This window comes from Dysgonomonas sp. ZJ279 (assembly GCF_011039205.1).
Taxonomy (GTDB): Bacteria; Bacteroidota; Bacteroidia; order Bacteroidales; family Dysgonomonadaceae; genus Dysgonomonas.
In genome coordinates, this window is the sequence record NZ_JAAKEL010000020.1 from 19,579 (window position 1) to 44,218 (window position 24,640).

General features: G+C 36.4%; 23 protein-coding genes and 1 other RNA gene. 12 read left to right on the forward strand and 12 right to left on the reverse strand.

Annotated features, from left to right (window positions below):
• Nucleotides 1-3: 3 nt before the first annotated feature.
• Genes G7Y57_RS14820 through pyrB form a run of 3 tightly spaced genes read right to left on the reverse strand, consistent with a single transcriptional unit; the run spans nucleotide 4 to nucleotide 1,986 of the window.
• A complete protein-coding gene (locus tag G7Y57_RS14820) occupies nucleotides 4-573 on the reverse strand; it encodes a hypothetical protein (protein ID WP_165025849.1) in 570 nt (189 codons plus the stop codon).
• Nucleotides 574-581: 8 nt separating this feature from the next.
• Nucleotides 582-1,043, reverse strand: coding sequence for an aspartate carbamoyltransferase regulatory subunit (gene pyrI / locus G7Y57_RS14825; protein ID WP_165025852.1), 462 nt, complete (start codon nucleotides 1,041-1,043; stop codon nucleotides 582-584).
• Nucleotides 1,044-1,068: 25 nt separating this feature from the next.
• Nucleotides 1,069-1,986 (reverse strand): aspartate carbamoyltransferase, encoded by a 918-nt coding sequence (gene pyrB, locus G7Y57_RS14830; protein WP_165025855.1) that lies wholly within the window; start codon nucleotides 1,984-1,986, stop codon nucleotides 1,069-1,071.
• A 509-nt stretch (nucleotides 1,987-2,495) separates the two neighbouring features.
• Here pyrB and G7Y57_RS14835 point away from each other — a divergent pair.
• Entirely contained in the window at nucleotides 2,496-4,139 is a 1,644-nt protein-coding gene (locus tag G7Y57_RS14835; RefSeq protein ID WP_165025858.1) for a fimbrillin family protein, read from the forward strand.
• Nucleotides 4,140-4,241: 102 nt separating this feature from the next.
• Here G7Y57_RS14835 and G7Y57_RS14840 read toward each other — a convergent pair whose 3' ends face one another.
• Nucleotides 4,242-5,435, reverse strand: a complete 1,194-nt coding sequence (locus G7Y57_RS14840) for a saccharopine dehydrogenase family protein (protein WP_165025860.1) — start codon at nucleotides 5,433-5,435, stop codon at nucleotides 4,242-4,244.
• Nucleotides 5,436-5,792: 357 nt separating this feature from the next.
• Between G7Y57_RS14840 and atpD the strand changes: the two genes are divergently transcribed.
• From atpD to G7Y57_RS14885, 9 genes are all read left to right on the forward strand, one after another.
• Nucleotides 5,793-7,307, forward strand: a complete 1,515-nt coding sequence (atpD, locus tag G7Y57_RS14845) for a F0F1 ATP synthase subunit beta (protein ID WP_165025862.1) — start codon at nucleotides 5,793-5,795, stop codon at nucleotides 7,305-7,307.
• A 10-nt stretch (nucleotides 7,308-7,317) separates the two neighbouring features.
• Nucleotides 7,318-7,566 carry an ATP synthase F1 subunit epsilon gene (atpC, locus tag G7Y57_RS14850; protein ID WP_165025864.1) on the forward strand — a complete coding sequence of 83 codons (249 nt, stop codon included), beginning with the start codon at nucleotides 7,318-7,320 and terminating at the stop codon, nucleotides 7,564-7,566.
• Nucleotides 7,567-7,569: 3 nt separating this feature from the next.
• A complete protein-coding gene (locus G7Y57_RS14855) occupies nucleotides 7,570-7,971 on the forward strand; it encodes a hypothetical protein (protein ID WP_165025867.1) in 402 nt (133 codons plus the stop codon).
• 1 nt (nucleotide 7,972) lies between these two features.
• Entirely contained in the window at nucleotides 7,973-9,085 is a 1,113-nt protein-coding gene (gene atpB / locus G7Y57_RS14860; RefSeq protein WP_165025870.1) for a F0F1 ATP synthase subunit A, read from the forward strand.
• Nucleotides 9,086-9,147: 62 nt separating this feature from the next.
• Nucleotides 9,148-9,396 carry an ATP synthase F0 subunit C gene (gene atpE, locus G7Y57_RS14865; RefSeq protein ID WP_165025872.1) on the forward strand — a complete coding sequence of 83 codons (249 nt, stop codon included), beginning with the start codon at nucleotides 9,148-9,150 and terminating at the stop codon, nucleotides 9,394-9,396.
• Nucleotides 9,397-9,418: 22 nt separating this feature from the next.
• Entirely contained in the window at nucleotides 9,419-9,916 is a 498-nt protein-coding gene (atpF, locus tag G7Y57_RS14870) for a F0F1 ATP synthase subunit B (protein ID WP_165025875.1), read from the forward strand.
• 5 nt (nucleotides 9,917-9,921) lie between these two features.
• On the forward strand, nucleotides 9,922-10,476 hold the full coding sequence (locus tag G7Y57_RS14875) for a F0F1 ATP synthase subunit delta (RefSeq protein ID WP_165025878.1): 555 nt from the start codon (nucleotides 9,922-9,924) through the stop codon (nucleotides 10,474-10,476).
• 64 nt (nucleotides 10,477-10,540) lie between these two features.
• Nucleotides 10,541-12,127, forward strand: a complete 1,587-nt coding sequence (gene atpA, locus G7Y57_RS14880; protein ID WP_165025881.1) for a F0F1 ATP synthase subunit alpha — start codon at nucleotides 10,541-10,543, stop codon at nucleotides 12,125-12,127.
• A 7-nt stretch (nucleotides 12,128-12,134) separates the two neighbouring features.
• Complete coding sequence (locus G7Y57_RS14885) at nucleotides 12,135-13,016, forward strand: F0F1 ATP synthase subunit gamma (RefSeq protein ID WP_165025884.1); 882 nt, start codon at nucleotides 12,135-12,137, stop codon at nucleotides 13,014-13,016.
• 271 nt (nucleotides 13,017-13,287) lie between these two features.
• On the opposite strand, the gene G7Y57_RS14890 is transcribed toward G7Y57_RS14885, so the two are convergent.
• From G7Y57_RS14890 to G7Y57_RS14915, 6 genes are all read right to left on the reverse strand, one after another.
• Nucleotides 13,288-13,719 carry a helix-turn-helix domain-containing protein gene (locus G7Y57_RS14890; RefSeq protein ID WP_165025886.1) on the reverse strand — a complete coding sequence of 144 codons (432 nt, stop codon included), beginning with the start codon at nucleotides 13,717-13,719 and terminating at the stop codon, nucleotides 13,288-13,290.
• 78 nt (nucleotides 13,720-13,797) lie between these two features.
• Entirely contained in the window at nucleotides 13,798-15,348 is a 1,551-nt protein-coding gene (locus G7Y57_RS14895) for a hypothetical protein (protein ID WP_221412139.1), read from the reverse strand.
• A gap of 12 nt (nucleotides 15,349-15,360) precedes the next feature.
• A complete protein-coding gene (locus G7Y57_RS14900) occupies nucleotides 15,361-16,527 on the reverse strand; it encodes an ATP-binding cassette domain-containing protein (protein WP_165025892.1) in 1,167 nt (388 codons plus the stop codon).
• A gap of 141 nt (nucleotides 16,528-16,668) precedes the next feature.
• The gene (locus G7Y57_RS14905) at nucleotides 16,669-17,964 is read right to left on the reverse strand and encodes a TonB-dependent receptor (protein WP_165025896.1); all 1,296 of its coding nucleotides are present in this window, start codon (nucleotides 17,962-17,964) and stop codon (nucleotides 16,669-16,671) included.
• Between the two features lie 95 nt (nucleotides 17,965-18,059).
• Complete coding sequence (locus G7Y57_RS14910; protein ID WP_165025898.1) at nucleotides 18,060-18,410, reverse strand: hypothetical protein; 351 nt, start codon at nucleotides 18,408-18,410, stop codon at nucleotides 18,060-18,062.
• A 55-nt stretch (nucleotides 18,411-18,465) separates the two neighbouring features.
• Complete coding sequence (locus tag G7Y57_RS14915; protein ID WP_165025901.1) at nucleotides 18,466-19,374, reverse strand: hypothetical protein; 909 nt, start codon at nucleotides 19,372-19,374, stop codon at nucleotides 18,466-18,468.
• A gap of 207 nt (nucleotides 19,375-19,581) precedes the next feature.
• On the opposite strand from G7Y57_RS14915, the gene ssrA reads away from it, so the two are divergent.
• Nucleotides 19,582-19,978, forward strand: a transfer-messenger RNA (tmRNA) gene (ssrA, locus tag G7Y57_RS14920).
• 104 nt (nucleotides 19,979-20,082) lie between these two features.
• Here ssrA and G7Y57_RS14925 read toward each other — a convergent pair.
• Entirely contained in the window at nucleotides 20,083-23,067 is a 2,985-nt protein-coding gene (locus G7Y57_RS14925) for an ATP-binding protein (RefSeq protein ID WP_165025904.1), read from the reverse strand.
• Nucleotides 23,068-23,116: 49 nt separating this feature from the next.
• The gene (locus tag G7Y57_RS14930; protein ID WP_165025907.1) at nucleotides 23,117-24,013 is read right to left on the reverse strand and encodes a HEPN domain-containing protein; all 897 of its coding nucleotides are present in this window, start codon (nucleotides 24,011-24,013) and stop codon (nucleotides 23,117-23,119) included.
• Between the two features lie 224 nt (nucleotides 24,014-24,237).
• On the opposite strand from G7Y57_RS14930, the gene G7Y57_RS14935 reads away from it, so the two are divergent.
• The gene (locus tag G7Y57_RS14935; RefSeq protein WP_165025910.1) at nucleotides 24,238-24,630 is read left to right on the forward strand and encodes a hypothetical protein; all 393 of its coding nucleotides are present in this window, start codon (nucleotides 24,238-24,240) and stop codon (nucleotides 24,628-24,630) included.
• Nucleotides 24,631-24,640 lie beyond the last annotated feature (10 nt).

Genomic DNA, 24,640 nt, shown 5'->3' on the forward strand with positions numbered 1-24,640 from the left:
GGTTTATGCCTCGCTAATTTTAAATACAAGCAAGCAGGTTGCTTTATCTATTTTATTATATAATACCTCTTCTTGCTCTTGTATATCATCAGGATATACAAATCCCTCTTCGGTAGTAAGCTTACTTGTCGACAGTAAATTTCTGTGTTGCGTACAAAGATCATTGATTTCTATAATCTCGTTTTCAAAAGATGTCTTCATCTTGGCAAAGTCCAGCAGAGTTGTTATGGTATCTAATCTATATTGACATAGGTCAAGCGTATTTCGGATCGACATATTGTCCTTCATCGACTTACTCTCTTGTTGCACCAATAGATTTATTCTGCGGTAGAAGGCTTGTAGCTCTTCTATACGTTTCTCTATCAGATCTTTCTTGTCTTTTTGTACCTGGAGCTGCCTGTCTAGAACTTCAGGTATATAGACAGCTAAGAAAATAGTAGTAACTAAGGTTGCTAAATCGATAAGATTAATAGCTTCTGCCGTTTGGAATCGGTGATAATGGGTAACAATAAGTCCAATTACGATACCGATAATAATCAGAAATACATAAAGGGAATATTTAAGTATCTTCATATCTTTATTTATTTTAGAACAATATCTTCCTTGTCTATTTTAACTCCGCAATAATGACATTTCAATTCGATATTGGCGTAATCAATTACTTCAAATCGGGTATGCATAGGTTCATTATTGGTGATACACTTAGGATTGTTACATTTCACAATTCCCAGAATAGTTTGTGGTAACTCAACTCTTTTCTTTTCTACCACCTCGTAGTTCCTAATAATATTCAGTACGACATTAGGTGCTACAACTGCTATCCTGTTTATTTCGTTTTCTTCAAAAAACTTGTCAGCTATTTTTATAATACCCTTGGTGCCCATCTTTTTACTTTCGAGTTTGTTGCCAATAGTAATCGGATTGTCTAATCCTTCCAAGCCTAAGAGAGAGACAACTTTGAATACAACATCTGATGGTATATGATCTATTGCTGTTCCATTACAAAGGGCAGCTACTTGTAATTCTGTTCTTTTTTCTTTCATATCGATAGATATTTTTCCTGAATTATTATTCTATTGGAATATTCAATGCATCACAAATTACAGCTTCGCGTGTGAACATGCCATTTTTTGCTTGCTCAAAATAATAAGCCTTAGGGCTGTCGTCTACATCTTGCTGTATTTCGTTTACACGTGGCAGCGGATGTAATATTTTGAGATTATCCTTAGTATCGTTTAGCATATCTTTGCGGAGAATATAGACATTCTTTACCTTTTCGTACTCCATCAAGTCAGTAAAGCGTTCACGCTGAACACGTGTCATGTAAAGAATATCCGCTTTATTTATAACCTCAGGCGAGAAATCGATATGCTCTTCGTATTTTATATTATTCTCGTCGCAGAAATTCTTATAAACCTCCGGTACTCGCAATTCTTCCGGTGCAACAAAAAGGAATGTCGGATTGAAGTGCGACATGCCTATAATCAGAGAATGTACGGTGCGTCCGTATTTCAAATCGCCTACAATCGTAATCGTCAGATTTTCTAATGTTCCCTGTGTTTTATATATCGAGTATATATCGAGCATCGTTTGTGTCGGATGCTGGTTTGCACCATCGCCCGCATTGATGATTGGTACACTCGAGATTTCGGATGCATATCGTGCAGCACCTTCCAGATGATGGCGCATAATAATGATATCAGCGTAGTTGTTTACCATCAGGATTGTATCTTTCAATGTCTCACCTTTGGATGAGCTGGTGGTAGAAGCATCAGTAAAACCGATAATTCGCCCCCCAAGTCTGTTTACTGCCGTTTCGAAACTAAGACGAGTACGGGTCGATGGCTCGAAAAAGAGAGTTGCACAGACCTTGCCTTCAAGCAGCCGTCTGTTAGGGTTTTCATCAAACTTTTTAGTTAAACTCAGTATTCTGAGAATGTCTTCTTTCGAATAATCTGTAATGGATACTAAACTCTTGTTACTCATATGTCTTTAATTTGAAGAACGATAATGTATCTGGTCAAAAAAAATCCCCGAAAAAGGTAACTTCTTCGAGGATAAATATATCTAAATTTTAATAAAATCAATAATAAAACAGCTACCTCTATGCAGAAAATGTATATCAAATAAAAATATTCTTTTCATAACAGATTTTTGTTTCATCAAAGATAAATACTTTTTCTGATATTAGTTGTTGTGATATAATAAATAATGAAGTCTTCTCGACTTTTTCTCTGTGGTTAAAAGTCAAGATTAACTCAATGTCATTTCGTTACGATAAAAAATATTAAATATTTTTTATCGTTCTGGTAACACCTTTATAATCAGAATTAACTATATTTGTACATATTAGCCTTTTTAACTAAACAAACATTACAAACTATTTTCTTCTCTTTTTTGAATTTGCGATATGTAAATACTTAATTAGTCCCAGTTCTTCAAACACAAACAATATTTGAAAAATCAACAAACTTTATTTACTTAACCCCTTAATTATGAAAAAACTTTTAACTTTACTTACTGCGGTTCTATTTTTTGTCTCATGTAGTAATGATGATGAAACATCTGTATCGGGACAAAAAGAAATCAGATTTTCTACCGAAGTCGTTTCCACAAAATCCGGGTATGAAAGTACTCTGATTGCTAAGGACCAACAAATTGGAGTGTTGATTGCAGAGAATTCTGCAACTCCGGCAACAATCTATGAGCAAAATCTGGCTTATACAGCCGATGGCGCTGGTAGCTTGGCAGGAATCACCCAGTACTTTCCAACTAACGGTAATAGTCTGAAAATATCAGCTTATCACCCTTACTCGGCAACCGAAAATGCGACTTATGCATTTACTGTGTTAGCAGATCAAACAGATGCTTCGAGTATTCATGCTTCGGATCTTTTGCATTGTGCAGAATTTGTACAATCAGCTACCACAGCACAAATTGTATTGAATTTCAAGCACAAACTATCCCAGATAACTTACACGCTAAGTGCAGGTAATGGCTCTCCTGACCTTGCAGGAGCTAAAGTAAGCGTTATGAATGCTTTTTCTGCAATAGAATTTAATCGTTTGACGGGTGTTTTGGGTTCAACATCTAAAATGCAAGAAGTACAACTTGGTGAAGGTGTCGGAATAATCGTACCACAAGAAGTTGCTGCCGGAACTAAATTCCTGAAAATAACATTGGCTTCGGGTAAGCAGCTGTATTACACTACACCTAGCAATATAACATTGGTTTCGGGTAAGAAATACAATTTCGATCTTCAGGTTAATCTGAGCGATGCGTCATCTATAGGCACATCGGTAGAAGAGTGGGAGACTGGCGGGACAATAACGGGAGGTGCTGAAGAGGAAATTTCGGAGAAATTGTTACCTGCACAGATTAATTATGAATTTCCAGAGGCTACATGTAAATATGTATTTACTTACGATGATTCAAACCGTTTGTCAGTACTGGAGATGTATAATAAGCCATACCCAGCTTCGAAGCCGAACATGATAGAATATAGCCACATTACCTTCGAATATGATGATGAAGGTAATGTTATCGGTTATCGTGGTAATCTGCCGAACGAAAATAATCCTGCCAGTTCAGCTACATCAAATGCGACTTTCATATATAATGACGTTGCTAAGCAGGTAACATTAAAAGAAGATTTTACTATGTATGGTTCGACAAACACAAACACATATATATTTGATGTGGATGAAGAAGGAAGATTTTTATCTGGCGATAAATCTAATTACACAGTGGTTCCAGAGCATGAATATGATGAAAAGGGTAATTTGGTAAAACGCACCGAAAATTATTCAGATAATTCCGGAAATGTATTTAAGAATGTGACTGTTTATCAATATGATTCTAAAAATAGTATTCTTAAGAATCTGAATATACCGGCATGGCTTATCAACTATTTTTCAAACCAAATAAATTCAAAGAGTTTGAACAATGTTAATGACCGTAGTATCGCAATTTATAAGAATGGTAATTTGCTACCAGAAGATGATACAGTATATGCTTGGGCATATACATACAACGCTCAAGATTATCCGACAGCATTAGTATATACTTTAACTGATAAAATCACAAATAAGGTATGGACATATACGACAACTGTTACATACAAAGCGTGGAAGAAGTAACAACAGGATTAATATATGTTTGAGCCTTTTAGCATGTGTCTAAAATAAGAAAAGCTCGTAGAAGACTATTCTACGAGCTTTTTTATTATGTTATCTGACTGATCACATTTCCAAATCAATATCGAACAATTCGTGCCAAGGCAATCCTTGTTTGTTTAATTGTTCCATAAACGGATCAGGGTTAAATTCTTCTACATTATATACACCCGGTTTGCGCCATAGACCTTTCATAAACATGATAGCACCGATAGTAGCAGGAACGCCGGTCGTATAGCTTACACCCTGTGCGCCTGTTTCTTTATAGGCAGCTTCGTGCGAACAGTTATTATATACATAATAAGTACGCTCTTTACCATCTTTCACACCTTTGATACGGCATCCGATTGAAGTTTCGCCGGTATAGTTCTCTCCTAGTTCACCCGGATCGGGAAGCACAGCTTTTAAGAATTGGATAGGAACGATTTCTACACCATTATATATAACAGGGTCGATACGAGCCATACCTATATTTTGTATCACACGTAGATGTGTAAGATATTCTTGTCCGAATGTCATCCAGAAACGGGCACGTTTAAGAGTCGGGAAGTTTTTCACCAACGATTCTAATTCTTCGTGATAAATTACGTAAGACTCTTTCGGTCCGATATTAGGATAATTCAGTGGTTTATGTATTTCGTGCGGTTCGGTTTCTATCCATTCGCCATTTTCCCAATACTTTCCTTTTTGAGTAACCTCACGTATATTGATTTCAGGATTGAAATTTGTAGCAAAAGCTTTTCCGTGATCACCTGCATTGCAATCTACGATATCAAGATAGTGAATTTCATCGAAATGATGTTTCGCTGCATAAGCAGTAAATACACTTGTAACGCCCGGGTCGAATCCGCAACCTAAGATAGCAGTCAATCCGGCTTCTTTGAATCTGTCTTGATAAGCCCATTGCCATCCATACTCATATTTAGCTTCATCTTTAGGCTCATAGTTTGCAGTGTCGAGATAGTTAACACCACAAGCCAGACAAGCATCCATTATTGTAAGATCCTGGTATGGAAGAGCTACATTAATCACCAACTCTGGTTTAAACGAATTGAATAATCTTTTCAAATCTTCCACATCGTCAGCATCCACTTTGGCTGTTTGTATCTTATTTCCACCAATAGCTTGAGCTATTGCATCGCATTTCGATTTTGTGCGGCTGGCTAGCATGATTTCTGTGAAAACATCAGAGTTCTGTGCAACTTTATGAGCTACAACGGTTCCAACTCCACCGGCACCTATAATTAAAATTTTTCCCATTTTAAATTTCTTTGATTATTCCAATAACTAATGTTAACTAATCCTTAAAATAATAAGTCTACTTACTTTTTTTTATACAAAAGTAGCACTAAAAAATGAATAATGATTATATTTGCTATGACATTAACAGGGTATGTCAGCGACCATGAACAGATAAACACAAGTTCTTAGACATTTTTTAGACTTAGAAATTGTTATAAATTTTAACTAATTTAGGGATATTATGTACCTGATACTTAGGGTTGTTTAAACAACTTTGACGAGTTGGTACTTTTATTTCATTTTATAATTTAAAACAGGGTTTATCGTATTTATAGAAATAGAAAAGGAATAAATAATATAATAAATAAATAGCTTATGTCACAGAAGATTGGGCATATCTCACAAATAATCGGTCCGGTAGTGGACGTTTGTTTTGAGACAGGTGATCCAGCATTGAATTTGCCAAAAATTAATGAAGCTCTTGAAGTAAAAAGACCCGACGGTCGTTCTTTAATCCTCGAAGTTAAGCAGCATATCGGTGAAGATACAGTTCGTACTGTTGCAATGGACAGTACAGACGGACTTCGTCGTGGGTTGGATGCTTTGGCTTTAGGCTCACCGATAACAATGCCAATAGGTGATCAGGTAAAAGGGCGTTTAATGAATGTAGTAGGTGATGCTATCGATGGTATGTCTTCCCTTGATAAAACGGGAGGCTCACCTATTCATAGAGAACCGCCGAAATTTGAAGAGTTGCAAACAAGCCGCGAAGTCCTTTTTACGGGTATTAAGGTTGTAGACCTTTTAGCTCCGTATGCAAAGGGAGGTAAAGTAGGTTTGTTTGGTGGTGCCGGAGTTGGAAAGACCGTATTAATTATGGAGCTTATCAACAATATTGCTAAGAAACACAACGGATATTCGGTATTTGCCGGAGTAGGAGAGCGTACCCGTGAGGGTAATGACCTGCTTCGCGAAATGATCGAATCGGAAGTAGTTCGCTATGGCGATGAATTTAAGAAAAGCATGGACGAAGGAAATTGGGATTTGTCGAAAGTAGACCCTAAAGAGGTCGAAAAATCGCAAATCTCACTTGTGTTCGGACAGATGAACGAACCTCCCGGAGCACGTGCCGATGTGGCACTATCAGGGTTGACAATTGCGGAAGCTTTCCGTGATGCAAAATCAGACGGTCCGAAAGATATCCTGTTGTTTATTGATAATATATTCCGTTTTACACAAGCGGGTTCAGAGGTGTCTGCTCTACTTGGACGTATGCCATCGGCTGTGGGTTATCAACCTACACTGGCTACAGAGATGGGAGCGATGCAAGAGCGTATCACATCGACTAAAGATGGTTCTATTACATCGGTGCAAGCTGTGTATGTACCTGCCGATGACTTGACCGACCCTGCTCCGGCTACAACGTTCTCGCATTTGGATGCGACAACAGTACTTAGCCGTAAGATTACAGAGATGGGTATTTATCCTGCTGTGGATCCTCTGGATTCATCATCACGAAGCCTTGATCCTAATGTTGTAGGACAAGACCACTATGATACAGCACAGCGTGTAAAACAAATTCTTCAACGTAACAAAGAGCTTCAGGATATTATTTCTATCTTAGGTATGGAAGAGCTTTCGGACGAAGACAGAGAGACTGTAAACAGAGCGAGACGTATTCAACGTTTCCTTTCGCAACCATTTAACGTTGCCGAGCAGTTTACCGGTGTTCCCGGAGTGATTGTTGACATTCAAGATACTATCCGCGGATTCAAAATGATATTGGACGGCGAAGTGGATCACTTGCCCGAACAAGCATTCCTGAATGTGGGTACAATTGAAGATGCAATAGCAAAAGGCGAAAAACTATTAGCTCAGGCAGCTGACTAAAAAATAGATTATGAGAAGTTCAGAACTCCAATTAAATATTATATCGCCCGAAAAAAGATTGTTTTCGGGGGCAGTGTCGTCTGTCATTATTCCCGGTATAGCCGGTAGCTTCGGTGTTCACCCCGACCATGCTCCGTTGATCTCACCTCTCAAAGAAGGTGTTATCACATATAGCGTAAAAGGAAACGATAAGACACTGGACGTAAAAGGCGGAATTGCCGAAGTGAATAATGGTGTGGTAACTATTTGCGTAGTATAATATATGGATTTTTTTAGAGCTAAATTGGTAACCATTATTCTCGCATTCGGATTAATCGTAGGAGGACTTATAGGTGCGTTGTTGTACTTTCAGTTACCCGATTATTACCCCAACTGGTTCGAAGGTATTTTGCTCTTCTTCTTGGTGCTGGAATCTTCGGTAGTAGCCTATGTTGAGGCGCAAAGCCGAAAAGCGACGCAGAGACAGTTGCTTAATACATACATGCTGACGAAGATAGTTAAGATATTTGCCTCTATTATATTCGTAGGCATATATGCTTTGGTTATCAAAGAAGGGATAAAAAACTTTATTCTTATTTTTATGTTGTTTTATCTTCTTTACTTATTTGTGGAAACACTTATATTTACGAGGATAGAAAAACGGTTGAAGGAAAAAAAACAATAGAATGAAACACTATTTGAAATACATCTTGACATTTCTCTTTATCTTTTCCCTAGCGGGTATTCAGCCTGCCATGTCGCAAGACGGGACAGAAGGGCATGAAGCACAAGCGGAGGAAAAGGAACTGAATGTTAAAGAATTGATTCTCGATCACTTGGCCGATGCTTATGAATGGCATCTGACTACTATCGGCGAAACACATGTTTCTATTCCTTTACCTATTATTGTAATAGGTGAGGAGAGTGGCTTGAATGTGTTTATGTCTTCCAAGTTCCATCATGGGCACGAGGCTTACAAAGGCTTTTATATTGCTCAATCGGGAGACCACAGAGGAAAGATAGTAGAAAAAAATGCAGCCGGAGAAGAAATTCGCCCATGGGATTTTTCGTTGACAAAGATCGCTGTCAGTTTGATTATCAGTTCTATTCTGCTTATCATTATTGTAATGAGTGTTGCCGGATGGTATAAGAAACAAGCTAAGAGCGGAGAACATAAAGCCCCGAAAGGTTTTGTAGGCTTTATGGAAATGTTTGTAATGAGCGTTCAGGACGATATTATTAAACCCTGCGTAGGCAAGAACTATAAGAAATTCTCTCCATACTTGTTGACGGTATTTTTCTTTATCTTCTTCAACAATATTATGGGCTTAATCCCAATCTTCCCGGGAGGTGCAACCGTAACAGGTAATATCTCGGTAACATTGATATTGGCATTATTCACATTTGTGATAGTCAATTTCTTTGGAACAAGAGAATACTGGCGGGAAGTGTTCTGGCCCGATGTGCCAACATGGTTGAAAGTGCCGATTCCTATTATGCCCGCTATCGAGTTGGTTGGAGTATTTACCAAGCCTTTTGCATTGATGATTCGTCTGTTTGCAAATATATTGGCAGGTCACTCTATCGTACTCGGATTAACATGTTTGATATTCGTTACAGCTAATATGGGTCCTGCGATAAGCGGCTCTATGACATTTGTGTCTGTACTCTTAAACGTGTTTATCAGTCTGGTAGAAATATTGGTTGCCTACATTCAGGCTTATGTGTTTACTATGCTGTCGGCTGTGTTCATCGGTCTGGCACAGATAGAGCCTCACCATCATAAAGCAGAGGATTAATAAAACGATAAAATACAATACATTTAAAACAAATAATTAATTAACTATAAAATAAAAAGATTATGTTACTATCAACTTTATTACAAGCAGCAGATGCTGCAAGCTTAACAGGTTTTGGTGCTGCACTAGGAGCAGGATTAGCTGTAATCGGAGCAGGTCTGGGTATCGGTAAAATCGGTGCTTCTGCTATGGAAGGTATTGCACGCCAGCCGGATGCTGCGGGAGATATCCGTACATCGATGATTATTGCGGCAGCTCTGGTTGAGGGTGTTGCTCTATTCGCTGTGGTAGTATGTGGATTTATTCTATAATTGACCCCTAAAACAAGAAACTATGTTATTATTACCTGAATCTGGGCTTCTGTTTTGGATGCTTCTATCTTTCGGTATTGTATTCTTCATTTTGGCAAAATTCGGTTTTCCCGTAATTACCAAAATGGTTGACGAACGCAAAACATATATCGAAAACTCTTTAGATGCAGCCAAAAAAGCTAATGAACAATTGGCTACAATCAAGCAAAAAAGCGATGAAATATTGTCGTCGGCTAAAGCAGAGCAGGTGCAAATCTTAAAAGACGCAGCCGAAACACGCGATCGTATAGTAAACGAGGCTCGTGATCAGGCTAAAGTTGCAGGGATGAAAGAATTGGAAGAAATCAGAAAGCAAATACAAGCAGAAAAAGATCAGGCTATCCGCGACATTCGTCGTCAGGTAGCAGAACTATCTGTGGATGTTGCCGAAAAAGTGCTTCGCAATTCGTTGAAAGATCCTAAAGAACAAATGTCAATGATTGATCGCCTGGTTGATGAGGCTTTAGTTTCTAAATCTTAAATGTTATGAATGAAGGGATGATCTCAAAGCGATATGCTAAAGCTCTATTGCTATATGCGGTGGAACAGAAATCTGAAGATGTAATTTTTTCGGAAATGAAAAAACTTGCTTCGGCATTTGCCGGTGAGCCGAAATTGCGTATGGCAATGGATAATCCTATGGTGACTGCTACAGATAAAATGGAGCTTGTTAAAGCAGCCGTGGGAGGTAAAGCCAGCCCGGCGCTTGTACAATTTATGCATCTGGTGTTGAAAAACAAACGTGAAGCGTATCTGCAAGTGATTGCTTTATGCTACTGCGATTTGTATCGCGACTCCAAGCATATAAATATAAGCAGGCTTGTAACCGCTACATCTGTAGACAATACTGTGATAGAGAAGATGAAAGGTTTGTTGCAAACTATCAAACCCGGAACGCTCGAATTCGAAACAAGTGTTGATCCGAGTATCGAAGGAGGATTCGTTCTCTATATAGATACCTATCGACTTGATGCCAGTGTGGCTTCTCAATTGAAACGAATCAAGCAGAGATTTGTCACCGAAAACAGTAAGATTGCATAAACAAAGCTCTCAGTAAGAGCCGAGAAGTGAATTATATCACTAAATTTTAATAAAAAGAAGTTTTATGTCTGAAAATATAAAAGCAAGCGAAGTCTCCGAGATATTGAAGATGCAACTCGCAAACATCGACAGCCGTGTGCAGTTTGACGAGATTGGTACTGTTCTTGAAGTAGGGGATGGTGTTGTTCGTGTATATGGACTTAAAAATGCAGAATCGAACGAGCTTTTGGAGTTCGACAATGGCATAATGGCTGTTGTGATGAACTTGGAAGAAGACAACGTTGGTGCTGTATTGTTAGGCCCGTCTGACCAGATAAAAGAAGGATTTACAGTAAAACGTACCGGCCGTATTGCCTCTATCAATGTGGGGATGGGAATGCTCGGACGTGTAATAAATCCGCTTGGTGTGCCTATCGATGGAAAGGGACCTATTACCGGCGAATTGTTGGAATTGCCATTGGAGCGTAAAGCACCGGGGGTAATCTACCGCCAACCGGTAACTCAACCTTTACAAACCGGGCTTAAGGCTGTGGATGCGATGATTCCTATCGGTCGCGGACAGCGTGAGCTTATCATCGGTGACCGTCAAACAGGAAAAACTGCAATTGCTATTGATACTATTATCAATCAAAAGTCTAATTATGAGGCAGGCGATCCGGTATATTGTATCTATGTAGCTATCGGTCAGAAAGCATCGACAGTAGCAAATATTGTTGAAACATTAAAAGAAAAAGGTGCGCTTGATTATACGGTTATTGTATCGGCAACAGCGGCCGAACCGGCAGCTGTGCAGTACTTCTCGGCATTTGCCGGAGCTACTATCGGAGAGTTTTTCCGCGATACTGGTCGTCATGCATTAGTAGTATATGATGATTTATCGAAACAGGCTGTAGCATACCGTGAAGTTTCGTTGATTCTTCGCCGTCCTCCGGGTCGTGAGGCTTATCCGGGCGATATTTTCTACCTGCATTCTCGCTTGCTGGAACGTGCGGCTAAGATTATCAATCAACAGGAGGTGGCCGAGCAAATGAACGACTTGCCGGAGAGTCTTAAAGGTAAGGTTGTTGCAGGAGGTTCGCTTACTGCATTGCCTATCATCGAGACACAGGCTGGTGACGTATCGGCATATATCCCGACTAACGTAATTTCGATTACCGACGGACAGATATTCCTCGATGTTGACTTGTTTAATGCTGGTATGCGTCCTGCTATTGATGTAGGTATTTCGGTTTCGCGTGTTGGTGGTTCAGCTCAGGTAAAAGCCATGAAAAAAGTGGCAGGTACGTTGAAGATTGATCAGGCTCAGTATCGTGAATTGGAAGCATTTACTAAATTCGGTGGTGATCTGGATGCTGTTACAGCAATGACTATCGACAAAGGAAAGAAAAATACAACATTGTTGGTTCAGCCTCAATATGCGCCGATGCCTGTTGAAAGACAAATCGCTATTCTGTACTGTGGTACAAACGGTTTGTTGAGACAAGTACCGACCGAAAAAGTACATGATTTTGAAACTGAATTTCTGAGAACATTGGAAATGCAACATCAAGCAACTGTACTAGATGTGTTGAAAGCCGGAAAGATCAACGAAGAAGTAGAAGGTATTATAAAGAAGGTGGCTAAAGATGTAGCCTCTCAATATAAAAAATGATTGAATTATGGCATCTCTTAAAGAAATAAAAACCAGAATAAGTTCTGTAAATAGTACCAAGAAGATTACCTCTGCCATGAAGATGATTGCATCGTCTAAGCTGCATAGGGCTCAGTCGGCAATTTCCAACTTCTTGCCTTATCAGCAGAAACTGGATGCCATACTGACTAATCTTTTATCGTCGGATGCTACTTACGATTCTCCTTTTATTCAGGAAAGAGAAGTTAAGAGAGTGGGCATAGTTGTTTTTGCTTCCAACTCGTCGCTTTGTGGTGCTTACAATGCCAATGTTATTAAGGATTTCACAGCTACTTACAATAAGTTTAAGCCTCTGGGTAAGGAAAATATACTGATATACCCTGTGGGTAAGAAAATAGCTGATGCTGTAAAGAAACAGGGGTTGAAGTCGCAAGGTGATTATAAAGAGATGGCCGACAAACCGGCTTTTCAGGATGTACAGGCTTTAGCGAAAAACCTGATCGGTAAATTTGTTAACAAGGAATTGGATGAAGTGGTGTTGATATATCATCATTTCGTTTCCACCGGTTCGCAAAAATTACAAAATAAGGTTTATCTGCCATTCGACTTGTCTCGTCCCGAAGCTAAAGAGGGAGCAAGCAATAGTTATGGTGTGGATTATATCTTCGAGCCATCGAAGGAAGAAATTCTGGAGAGCTTGATTCCGACTGTTCTTTATTCCCGCCTCTATGCTGCGCTATTGGATGCTACGGCATCTGAACATGCTGCACGTACGGTAGCTATGCAGATAGCAACTGATAACGCAGAGGAGTTGAATCAGGAATTGACGATAGTATATAATAAAACACGTCAACAGGCTGTTACTAACGAATTACTTGATATTATCGGTGGAGCTTCGGCTTTACAATAATGTGGTAAGGATAGATTGAAATAGAAAAAAGACTAACCAAACGGTTAGTCTTTTTTTATGATGTTTTGAAAAAAAATATCTGTTTTGCCTTTGTCATTCCGAAACGTAGTGAGAAATCTGTCATTATTATATCAAAGTAAATTAAGGAATAGATTCCTTACTGTGTGTCGGGATGACAGAAAATACAAAGGATAATGGCATAAAAAAGTGGAGAAGCTATGATCAGCTTCTCCACGTATGGTTTCTCCATGTACATTTTTACATGTACATATTATTTCTTTTCATTCAATAGCTTTTCTAACCAAGCTATTTTTTCTTTTTCCAGTTCTAACATGCGTTCGTAAAGTGCCGCTTTTTCGTTGGCCAGTTCTATAATTTTATCTAGCGGATTATAGATTGTATCACAATTATCTACAGATTGTCCTATAATACTACTGCTTTCAAATGTATTATTTTCAATATAAATGGCAGCAGGGTCTTCTTCGAGTAGTTTAATAATATCGACAGGAACGGATAGGATAACGGCCAGTTTTTGTAATGTTTCATCGTCGATCACTTCTTTTTGCTCGAGTCGTGCAACACTAGGCTGTGCCATATCTAATTCGTTGGCTATTACCTCCTGTTTTATACCACGTGCTTCGCGCAGACGCTTAACATTGTGCCCGTGGTGTATTTTTTTCTTTTCGATATTATCTGTTCTCATCCGTGCTGTTATTATAGTTTAAACAAATATACAAATCAATTTCAGACTTGGGAAAAAATGTATAAAAAAAGCGGGTATTTATTCCTCGGGAATACTTTTCCATTTACGGATTAGCATAGAGATCGGGAACATTATTACGATCGTAATTAATATGTTTACCCAGAAAACGCATTCTAATACTTCATTGTCATTAATGTTATAGTAATATTCACTTTCAACTACATCTAAGAAAAAGTAGTGTCCAAAGTATATAAGTGGGCAAATAAATGGTAACAACCACATAAATAAATTTACGAATATGTTTGATTTCCCTTTATTTCCTGTATTCTTGATCTTAGCTATAATAATGGACATTAAAATAAAGAAAAGAATAATCCAGAACGAGCACAGGAATAATCCATATATTTCGCCTCTTCTATAGTCTGCAATTTCGGATAAAACGACTCCTATAAAAGCTGATAAAAACAGAAGGACGCCACATGCCACGAATGCTATAAGCCAGCTTTTGCCTGTAGTCGCTCTGAAAGAAAATATAAAAACCGATAGAATTGTCGAGATGCATATACAGACTAGTGTTATTATGCGTATAACATCATTGTCGTTATAGCTTCTGATAATCTTATCATATCCGGATGATAATTCTTGATATTGGAGATAGGTTTGCTGTCTACTTGTATCATGATCATAGTCATAATAATAAGCGTCGCTGCTGCTACTTGCTATAATTGTATTTTCATTTACGGCAAAATAAGGTGGATTGTATATCTTTTTCAACCATTCATTTGCTGTTAATGTAGCAGGCATATTATGTTTTTCCTGTAATTTAAGATAGTCGGTCATCAGTGCAAGAATGGCTTCTTTGTTACCATCTCTGAACCACTGTTTTATTTCTTCAATTTTTTTGACCCTTTCTTTTGCTTCTTTTTTCTCTTTCAATTCGTCAGCACTGTACTCGTAATTTGTATAGTAGTTAGTGTCATAGTAGTTGTAGTCGTAATTATGATAAAACAGAATTGACGGGCCTGTGTATCCTTTTATTACGATGTTTCCATCTCTGTTGTAGTCGAAAGCATAAAGGTCAAGATCTAAAGTATCTATGCGCAATGCCATGCCGCTGGGGATGGGAATTGGTTTGTTGTTATCAGAGTCGTACCTGTAGTTGTCCTTATCATCAGGAATCAATATTCTGACTTTGTCTAGCAGATCCATAACCTTAGTCGCTTCGGAGAGCGAGGCGGCAGAGTTCCATTTGTAGATACTGCCTCGCGTAAGTGTTGCGGGAATTAGTGTTATGCTCGTAGTGATCACTAAAATGAGTATCCATTCTAAGAAGAGATAGGGTGATTTTCGTGGGTAGAAATTCTTAAAGCTATTGTTGCGGCTATAGAAAATAAGCCATCCGATAAACAAGAGTATTCCGACCAGTATGCTGCCGAAATAGATAAGCCCCAAGTCGTCGGCAGGTGAATAATAGTAATTACTGCTATCGAAAACGGTATCGGTAGCTATGTAACCTATGGCAAAGAATATGATGTGTATAGCTATTAATATAAGTAACATAGGTATTAGCCTTATATTCCAAATAATCGGATAGTGTAATAGCAAATGTTTTTGTATGTTTTTTATCATTTTGTTTTTGTTTTATGAAAGGAAAAATCTACGGGTCGAATTTGATATATTTCTGAAGTAAGATATTGGAACTTGTTTATCCAGTATTAGTCTCAGAAAGTTTTCTTGTGTTATGGTGCTAGGGAAACTGGCAACGTATGTACCTCCATTGATCTGCATTTTTTCAAGTTGGAGAGTCTCAAATACTAGTCGTAACTGCTCTTGCGACCAATCGGACTCGAACTCTACAATGAATTTTGTTATTTCGGTAAACACAGCATCAGTGTCTTGTGTTAGATTGCGAGGTGTTCCGTTTTTCAAGAAGATTACGAAATCCGAAGCCTTTTCTACTTCATAAAGTTGTTGTGAACTTAGTATTATACCCAAAGGTCGGAATGGAGAGCGTGCAATGTCTCTGAAATCGTCCAGCACTATTTGTTGAGCTAGTATGTCGAGATTGGCAAGAGGTTCGTCTATCAATAATAGCTTTGGCTTGCGCAAGAGCGCTCTTGCTAATTCGAATCGCATTTTATATCCCGACGATAGATTTTTCCAGCTATAATCTCTATACTTACGCAATCCCATGCGTGCAATAATAAGTTGCACCATTAATTCGTTTTCTTCTCCTTGGATGCCGTAGTATGCTGCTGTGAATTGCAGATTGGATAGCAGTGAGCCTTGCCACGAATTTGTACGCTGGGGTATGTATATCAGATGCGATCGAAGATCGTAGCTGTCTTTGTGTGGAAAGAGATATTTAACTTCTCCGTTGGTAGGTTGTAATTCTCCGCATAACGAGCGGAGCAGGGTTGTTTTTCCATTTCCGTTTTCGCCAACCAGCCCTAATATTTGTCCTTCTTTTACTTCGAAACTAATGGGTCCTAGTGCAAACGAAGATCTTTTATATGATCTTATCAGGTTGTATACTGATAGTAATGGAACGCCGTTTTCGGTAGCTTGTAGCGGCTTGTCCTTGAGTGTTTCATAGAGATGGTCGAGTATATTGGAGAATTTTGCTTTCTTCTCGGGGATATTATCATGATTGTGATCCAGCCAATCCAGAAAACTGACAGTCTCTTTATAATGATTAGTATCTTCGGTGTCGAGTGTTAAATCTATTACCCGCTTAATCAGTAATGAATAATCATCATAATCGATAAGTTGTCTGATCTCTTCAAACTGGATTTGAAATATGTTCATAAGCACAATGTGTTTTTATTATATTTTGTGTTTTTTATCGTTTTGTAAACTAGAGACAAATATATCTCTTTTTCCATAAAGAGATTCATTTATTTGAAAAAACTGATATCGGTTTATCCGGAGCGGGTTTTGTCCCCCGGTTTATTCGACACTTATTTTATCTACTTTGTAGAATGGAATTCCATTGTCTGTTATTCCTTCTACAACAATAGAGTATTCTGTTGTTGCATCTGATGTGTAAAATTGAATTTCTGCTTCTCCATCTTTAAATTCAATATTAGGCTCCCAGTGGATTGTGGTTCTCAAGTCAGGAATAGTAGATTCTATATCTTGAATCGTTGTGTATTTGGGTGAGTAAAATTTCATTTCGTTTTGGTATCCTAAGGGTATAAATTGTGATTGGTTCGGTTTATATTTAGGTGCTGAGTCTCCTTTTTTAGTCGTAATCATGATGGCTCCGTTACTGGCTCTAGGACCAAATAGTGCACTTGCTGTAGTCATTTCGGCAACTTCTATATTATCTATATCTTCTACAAGAAATCCGGAAGTCATAAAATATGGATTTTCTACGTTATCTACAATTATTAATGCCGGTATATGTGGATATGGGCTTCTATTGGCACCCCGGTTAATATACAGATTACCGGTTGGTCCTCCTTCTCCATATTCAACAAATATCCCAAGATGACGGAGCATAACACCAATGTCAGATGTCTTCGTTTCAGAAAGATCTTTAGAAGTGTAAATTTTACTGTAAGCCGAAGTCATTAGAGATTTTCCTTTCTTTTTGCCAAAGACTTCAACATCTTTTAGGTGTATGATCCGTTGCCCGTTTTCGTATGTATATTTTAAATTTGCTTTAGAAAAGTAGTTATCAAGATCCTCGCTTACGATCGGCTGTTTCCATTTATAATTATGTGTTAATGGTTTTCTGTATTTTACAAAATTATCCTGATTTATTATTAGTTCTAAACGCTCTCCTCCTTGTTTAGTGACGGCATTAATAGAATATATGGTGCTGTCGGGGAGGTCATACCCTCCGATTGCGAAGTACCCGTTCTCATCAGTTTCAACGGTTTTGAATGAATATGGATTTAGGGTTAATACTGTAATGTCTATGTTATTGGCTTTTCTATTTAAAAGGATTCCGCTTTTCACATTTCCGGTTAAAATATTTGTATATTCCATACCGATACTGGGTTTGGCAATTTCTCCCCGCAAAATATTTTTCATATTGTATCGTCGCCACCCGTGAGTAAGCATTAACAGGTCTAACAATGATTCTGACCTATGGTTCTCTTGCATGTAATAAGATGGTTCTTCTATTGTTCCTTTCAACTCGGAAGTTAAAAATAAGGATGATAAGATATTTTGTGTGCTATCGACTTTTACATCTTTATTGTCTATTATGCTTACAGAAGCATTGCCTGTCAGCATAATATTCGATTTGTCAGATAAAACAATCTTCGTTTTAACCAGATGTCTTGGTTTATAATGTAATTTATCTGTCTCTATTTTAATATTTGGCTCTGCTAGTTCATTTTTGTTTCTGCTAGTTCATTTTTGTTATAAATGAGGCGTTCACTGATTGGATTCATTTTAGAATCTAATAATTGAAAGCTAATTATTCCCGAAGGGAATTCCTTATTTCGGAAAACGACAGAAGTTTTATCTATAGTATTAATATAGAATACTTCCCTTTTGCTATGTACTAAAAGGAATAAGGAATCGGATATTTGTGAATTTGTCGAATTGATAGTTGCTGATATGTATCCGTTTGCAGAATATAGAGATAATCCATAACCGTTTTCTATCATGGCTGATAAATCTATCTTTTTTAAGATGTTATCTGAATTCAGGCAGTGGACAGTATATTTACTCATATCTGTGGGGGTAAAAGAGAATAAGCCCATCCCTTTATGTGTCGATTTTGAAGTTTTAAATAGTATCTCCCTTCTCGTTAATAACAGCCAGCGTCACATCTTCGCCCAGACCGTTCGAATCTACGGCTTTAAATGCCACTCTACTTGTTATGTCTTTTAGTAAATTACCGCCCTCGGGTAATATTTGAATGTCATAGTCTTGGCTAATGGATGGAACTTGTATGTATTGTTTTCTGATTTTTTTATCAAATTTGTATTCCAAATATATATGAGTTAATGGATTATCTTTAGAACTCGGATAATCTAAAGATAATAATCCATTTGGATCTGTATGATATTCTTGTAATTGACCTTTTTTATTTCTGATACGTAATTCTTCTGGTACAAAAGTTTTATTTGATTGTGTTTCAATAAAGTTTAAATTTATTTCTATTTTATCATTTTCATATTGGAAAGTGGGTTCTATATGGCATAGGTTCGATAATCCACCGCCAACTATTATATTTCGTTTAAAAAAATAGTCTTCACCTAAGTTTTTCATGTATTTTGTGTAAAAGGACATGGTGTATACTGCATCGGCTAACTCTTCATCAATTTTGAAGTGACCAGTATAAATTCCATTTCTCCTTATTATTTTTACACTGTCTACTACATTCCCTATCGGGTCGATGAGTTCGCCGTAGACATATAGACTGGTAGTATTGTGTCGATGGCTAAGGGCATTCACTAAATGTATTCGAAACCATATATTTTCGCCTGTAACGTAGAGGGGTTTATCATTATGTACATAAATTTTTTCTTGTGGATAGGTCTCCAACTGTCTATTGATTCTTGCTTGTATAGAGTCAATCAGAGTATTTGAGTTTTGTGCGTAAATATTAGTAGAGACTAATTGCAGTGTGAAGAAGATTAAATTAATCCATAATAACCTACCAGTATACCATGATTGTTTTATATTTTTCATAATGTATTTTGGTTAATTGGACGTAAGATTTTCATGACTAAGATAATACTTTCCTGTTATAATAATAAAATAAGAATAATACTTTTTTGTATAATGCCTACGAATAGAAGTAATAAATCTAAAAAATAACTATCTTTGTTATCGAATATCTGGGCAAACACTTACTGATATTTGTGTTAGATGTTCAGAATTTCGTATTAAACTCATGGGGCTGACCGGTTTTGACAGCGAGATGAAGTGATTTGTAAGCATGCAGTGCGTAGTCGGCTAGCACTATAATCTCAGACGTCAAAATTTTAACTGGCGAAAATAATTACGCTCTTGCTGCTTAATCGAATTACAGTAGATAAAGCTTAATCTCTGCACAGGTGTAGAGACAAGACATCACCCGGAAGCTGTGGCTTCGAAGCATTCCGATATGGTGGTGTAGGTAAATCGGAGATAGGATAGGGAAGGCTTCGGTCTCTATCTGAAATAAAGAAGCTAAGGTTTGGGTTGGTGGCTTCGGTCTTGCCCACTCCCTACAATTAAAGCGAAGATAAGCATGTAGAAAGCAAGTTAATTCCTTGTTTGGACGAGGGTTCGAATCCCTCCAGCTCCACAAATAACACTGGTTATCAGCGAGTTAAAAAGATTACACCCAATTTTACACCCTGAAATGTAAAGTTGGGTGTTTTTATTTTAAATTATTAGATGTAGCTCTATATTTTATTCGTTATATTTTAAGTTTAACACTTTATCATCAAAGAAATCTGTAAATTGCTTATAGGCTTCAATTATTTCTTCTTTTGTTACATCCTTGTTGTATCTATTTTTGTAAGTCCAATCATATAACGATTCTGTTACCGATTTTTCTACAATTAGTTTAACTATTTGATCTGATTCATCATTTATTTGATCACCAGAGGAGCTTGATTTTAATGAATATGGAGACATCATCATGGGGAAATGGTCTGAAATAAATTCTCTAATATAATGCTTATCAAAATAAGAAATCTTTAAATCTTGTCTTAGTCTCAATTTAATATACTTTGTATCACAAGGCAAAATATATCTTTCTAATGACGGAGAGAACCAATCACAGAATTTTCCAGTTATATATTTTATTACTGCATCTTGATTAAATAATTGTGATTCTGTTTTTGATCTGATAAATCTTCTTATATAGCTTCTATTATTTTCATCTAATTCTTCCTTAATATACGGATAATTCTTTTTTATAATGTGAAGAATAAAAGCCATTATATCATCGGTACTCTCGAATGTCAATTCTAAGTTAGAACCTTCCATTTCAAAAGTTGGTAATTTGTAAAAAATATCATTTGCTTCATTTGCTTCATCTTCATCTATTAGATTTATAATTATATTTTCAGTTTTATCGAATATTTCCTTAAGAGAGATTTTACCTTTTCCATTTATTAGAATTTGATAATTTTGCCACTCTTGGTATTCTTCTTTTTTAAAATACTTAGCAAAATCTTCTTCCCAGTAAAAATGAATAAACATGCTAACTTTTTGTTTCTGCAAGTCATTCAACTTATTACTTTTTACATATTCTGGTATTATTTTGAATATGCATTCTAACCTTTCTTTATCGAAATCTTTGACATACGAAGGCAATATGTAATTTCTGTTAATGGAAATAATATTCGACGTATCATTCTTCAATATATTTACTTGGCTACCTAAAAATCTAAGATCGTTAGAACTATTGTTAATTAGCTGATTCTTATAATAAACTTCATTGGGGTTGTTTGGTTTTCCACTATTTACAATATTGAAATGAAGATTATGTTCCTTATTGAAATATTCAAAGCCGAAAGAAATATCTTTCTTATTTTCTTCACTGACTGTTTTCCCATCAATAATCAATCTGATATGAAAATAATTTTGTTTTGCAAAATCTTGTATTTCTTTTATTATTACTTTCATCTCTATTGACCCTTTACTTATATTAAATGGATCAACATCTTCAATCATGTATCTGCGTCCTAGCCTGTAGTAATATTTACCTGAAGATTCATTTGTATCCAATTTACTGTATTCTGTATTGAATGATAAAAAGGTTCCAGGCTTAGTTTTGTAAGATGGGGGAAGCTTTTTAATTAATATTTCGCCCTTTCTTTTCGATTCGGGATTTGTCAGTTCGATCATTAATTCCGTTTGTTCTATAAGGCTTTTTGTCTTTATAGAAACGACATCTGCTAGCATAAAAATACTTTGAAAGCCTATGCCAAATGCACCAGAAGGTCTTAACCATTCTGGCATTTCTTCAATTATCTGTTTCTTTTTTTTGTTTTTAGAACTACTCCCTGTTGTTGATATAAATTTTAAATCATCTAAAGAAATACCAATACCCAGATCTTCAATAGTAATTTTCCATTTAGGATTGTCTTCCTCTGTTGTAATATCACTAATTGTATCTAACTTGATTGTAATAGGGTATTCCTTACACCACTCCTGAAATATCGGGTTGTTTGGAGTAAGATCTTTAGCCTGTTCATCTGTATGATGCTCTAACCAAAGTCTTATCAATGAAGCATCCACTGAATTTTGCAATAGTTCACGAATACTTTGTCCAGAATGGCTATATAGTCCTGTTCCTTTTAGTAACTCCAAGGCTTTTTCGGTATCAACATTAAATACAGGTTTTTCTTTATCATTAATATATTCCCATTCTTCAAGTTCTACTTTCAGATTTTTTATTGTAGGCAGATATCCATAATTAAGATTGGGTACAATATTATTCCAGTTGAGCATCTGATTAACAACCTCTTTTCGTATATAAGAAAACCAGTGTTGAGTTATTGTAGCAACATCATAACTTATACATTTAGCTGTTATATCAATTTCTTTTTGATCTACACTAAAGTGAATAATTGAAAAATGTTTATCTCTATGTAATAAAGAATCATACGGTATGGTTTTTACAGTACGCAAAAAAACATCAGAGAATCTATTATTGTCTAAATCAAGCAAATCTCCTAATCTTAAGAGACATGCAATATATCGTGGATGTGCATCATAGGTGTCAATTCCCACTTCCTTGATTGGTAGCTTCATTACCTTTTCAAAGTCTTCTGTATGAACAGAACATATTTCTCCCAATATTTTAATAATTCGTTGAGGAATAATACCTCTCGGAGAATTCAATGAAATCTCTTTCATCGGATCAATAATTATTTCCTCCGAACGCTTTGCGTGATATTTTCTAAAGTAATCAGCTAAAAGGAATTTAACACTGTCATATACCTCTATTGAAAAATCTCTATTTTCTAAAACTAACTGTTTACCTTCTTTATGGAAATGGCTTGCATATATATTTAGGTAGTGAGTATTATCATTTTTTATATCAATAATATGGTTTATGAAAGCTTCACTTTTTAAGGCTTTTTCTAATTTTTCCGCATCAATAGCCATACCAATATCATGATAGTAGGCTGAGGTTAAAAGAAACCAAATGTCAATAGCCGTAAATTGTTCAATTGTATCAACTCCAACTAGCCTTACAATATTGTTAATAATCGTCTCCGAATGAGATTGATCATGCATACTATAATGAGGGAATATGCTTGATATTAAACTTAAAGCTTTAGGTACTAATCTTTTATCATAAATCCATTGAGTATATAATATATCACTTTGAGAACCTTCAGTCTTTTCAAATAATAATCTTTCTAATTTTTTAATCATGATTGATTTTAAGATTTATGTATTTTGTTTTGTGTTTACTATATAATTATTATTTCCTATACTCCATCTCCCCATACTCCCCAATCTTCTCCTCACAAATCCTCTTCGTAATATCCCTCAACAATTCCACTTTCGGCACAAGGGCATCAATATCTTCTTTTGTAACAACAAAATCAGGATCATAGCGTCCATTTACATAAGCAGCTTTAATAAGCTCGAATAATCGTTTTTCTTCTGCTGTATCCTGTGGAAAGACTTTGATAAACTCGTTAGAATATTTCTTTACGGAGTTTAATAATTTTGTGAGATTATGTTGTTTTGGGTTTTCGAGTGTATTCACTAGGCGAATAGCATAAATAAGATTTTCACAAGTTTGATGTAAGTTGAATGATGCTAATTTATATTTCTCTTTTTCATAATAGAATTTAGCTCCTTCTAAGAAATCGTTTGCGTAATTAAACTTATCAATAAAATATTCCTGAGCCTGTTGTTTTATTTCATCAAAGCTGAGTTTGCGTCTTCGTGCTAATTTGTGTTTTCCGCTATCATATAATACAACACCCTCTTGCTTTATCTGTGTATAGAAATATCGCCCATCATTCAGGTACTTGTTCAGTTTCTTCATGTCTTCACTGATAAACTGAACAGGAGGCTGTCTGTCAGGGTCTTTTGCCCTGTCATAATACAAATCTTCTACATTACTGAGTGACCTGATTGCTCCTCCATCCGATACTCCGCTTGTGACAACTAATATATCATAATCGCTTACATAAAACTGTAGTTTGCCAAACTCATATTTTTCATCATATACCACATAGTCATTTCTGGCATAGCTACCGAAGAGGATTATCATTTCGGTTTGTTTCAGCCGTTGTAAAACAGCCTCGACAATAAAATGTAAGTCTCTCTGGTTGGTTGAAGGTAAATATGATATGGATTTCTTCATCGGGTTTTATTTATGATCTTAAAATTAAGAATATAAAGATATTGAAAAAAGGAAAACAAAGATTAACTTTTTGTTTGTTAATTGTATATTTGTATTTACATCCTGCTTCTTGTCAGTTTGACTAAAGATTATGGCTGACGACTCAATACCGCAGAGATATAAATTAATCACTTAATATTTATATCGGCTTGATTAACTAATCAGGCTTAAAAGCGGACATATATATGGCAACACAACAAACAATCTCAAACGAATATTGTGCAATACTAATAAATTGTTCTTCTCTGGTATTAAGGCTATCCCATGACAAAATCAAAGAAAGCTACTCCGACAATCCCATGTATGTGAAGGAATACATTGCAAAAGGAGTAAAGGAAAATATAATCGATATTCTGTTCGATGACCAGAGGGCGACTTTATCCTGTACTTTTGATGAGAATAATATCTGCAACACTTCTTATATATTCCTTGACAATCTGGACGAGTTGGGTTACTATATTATTTATCTCAATGGTAAGTATGATTATGACTATATTCGGAACCGATGGACATTACCCAATTCATTCATATCCATAGAAAAGACGAAAGACGATATCTACTTTAAGTCTTTCTATTGATAATCGGGTT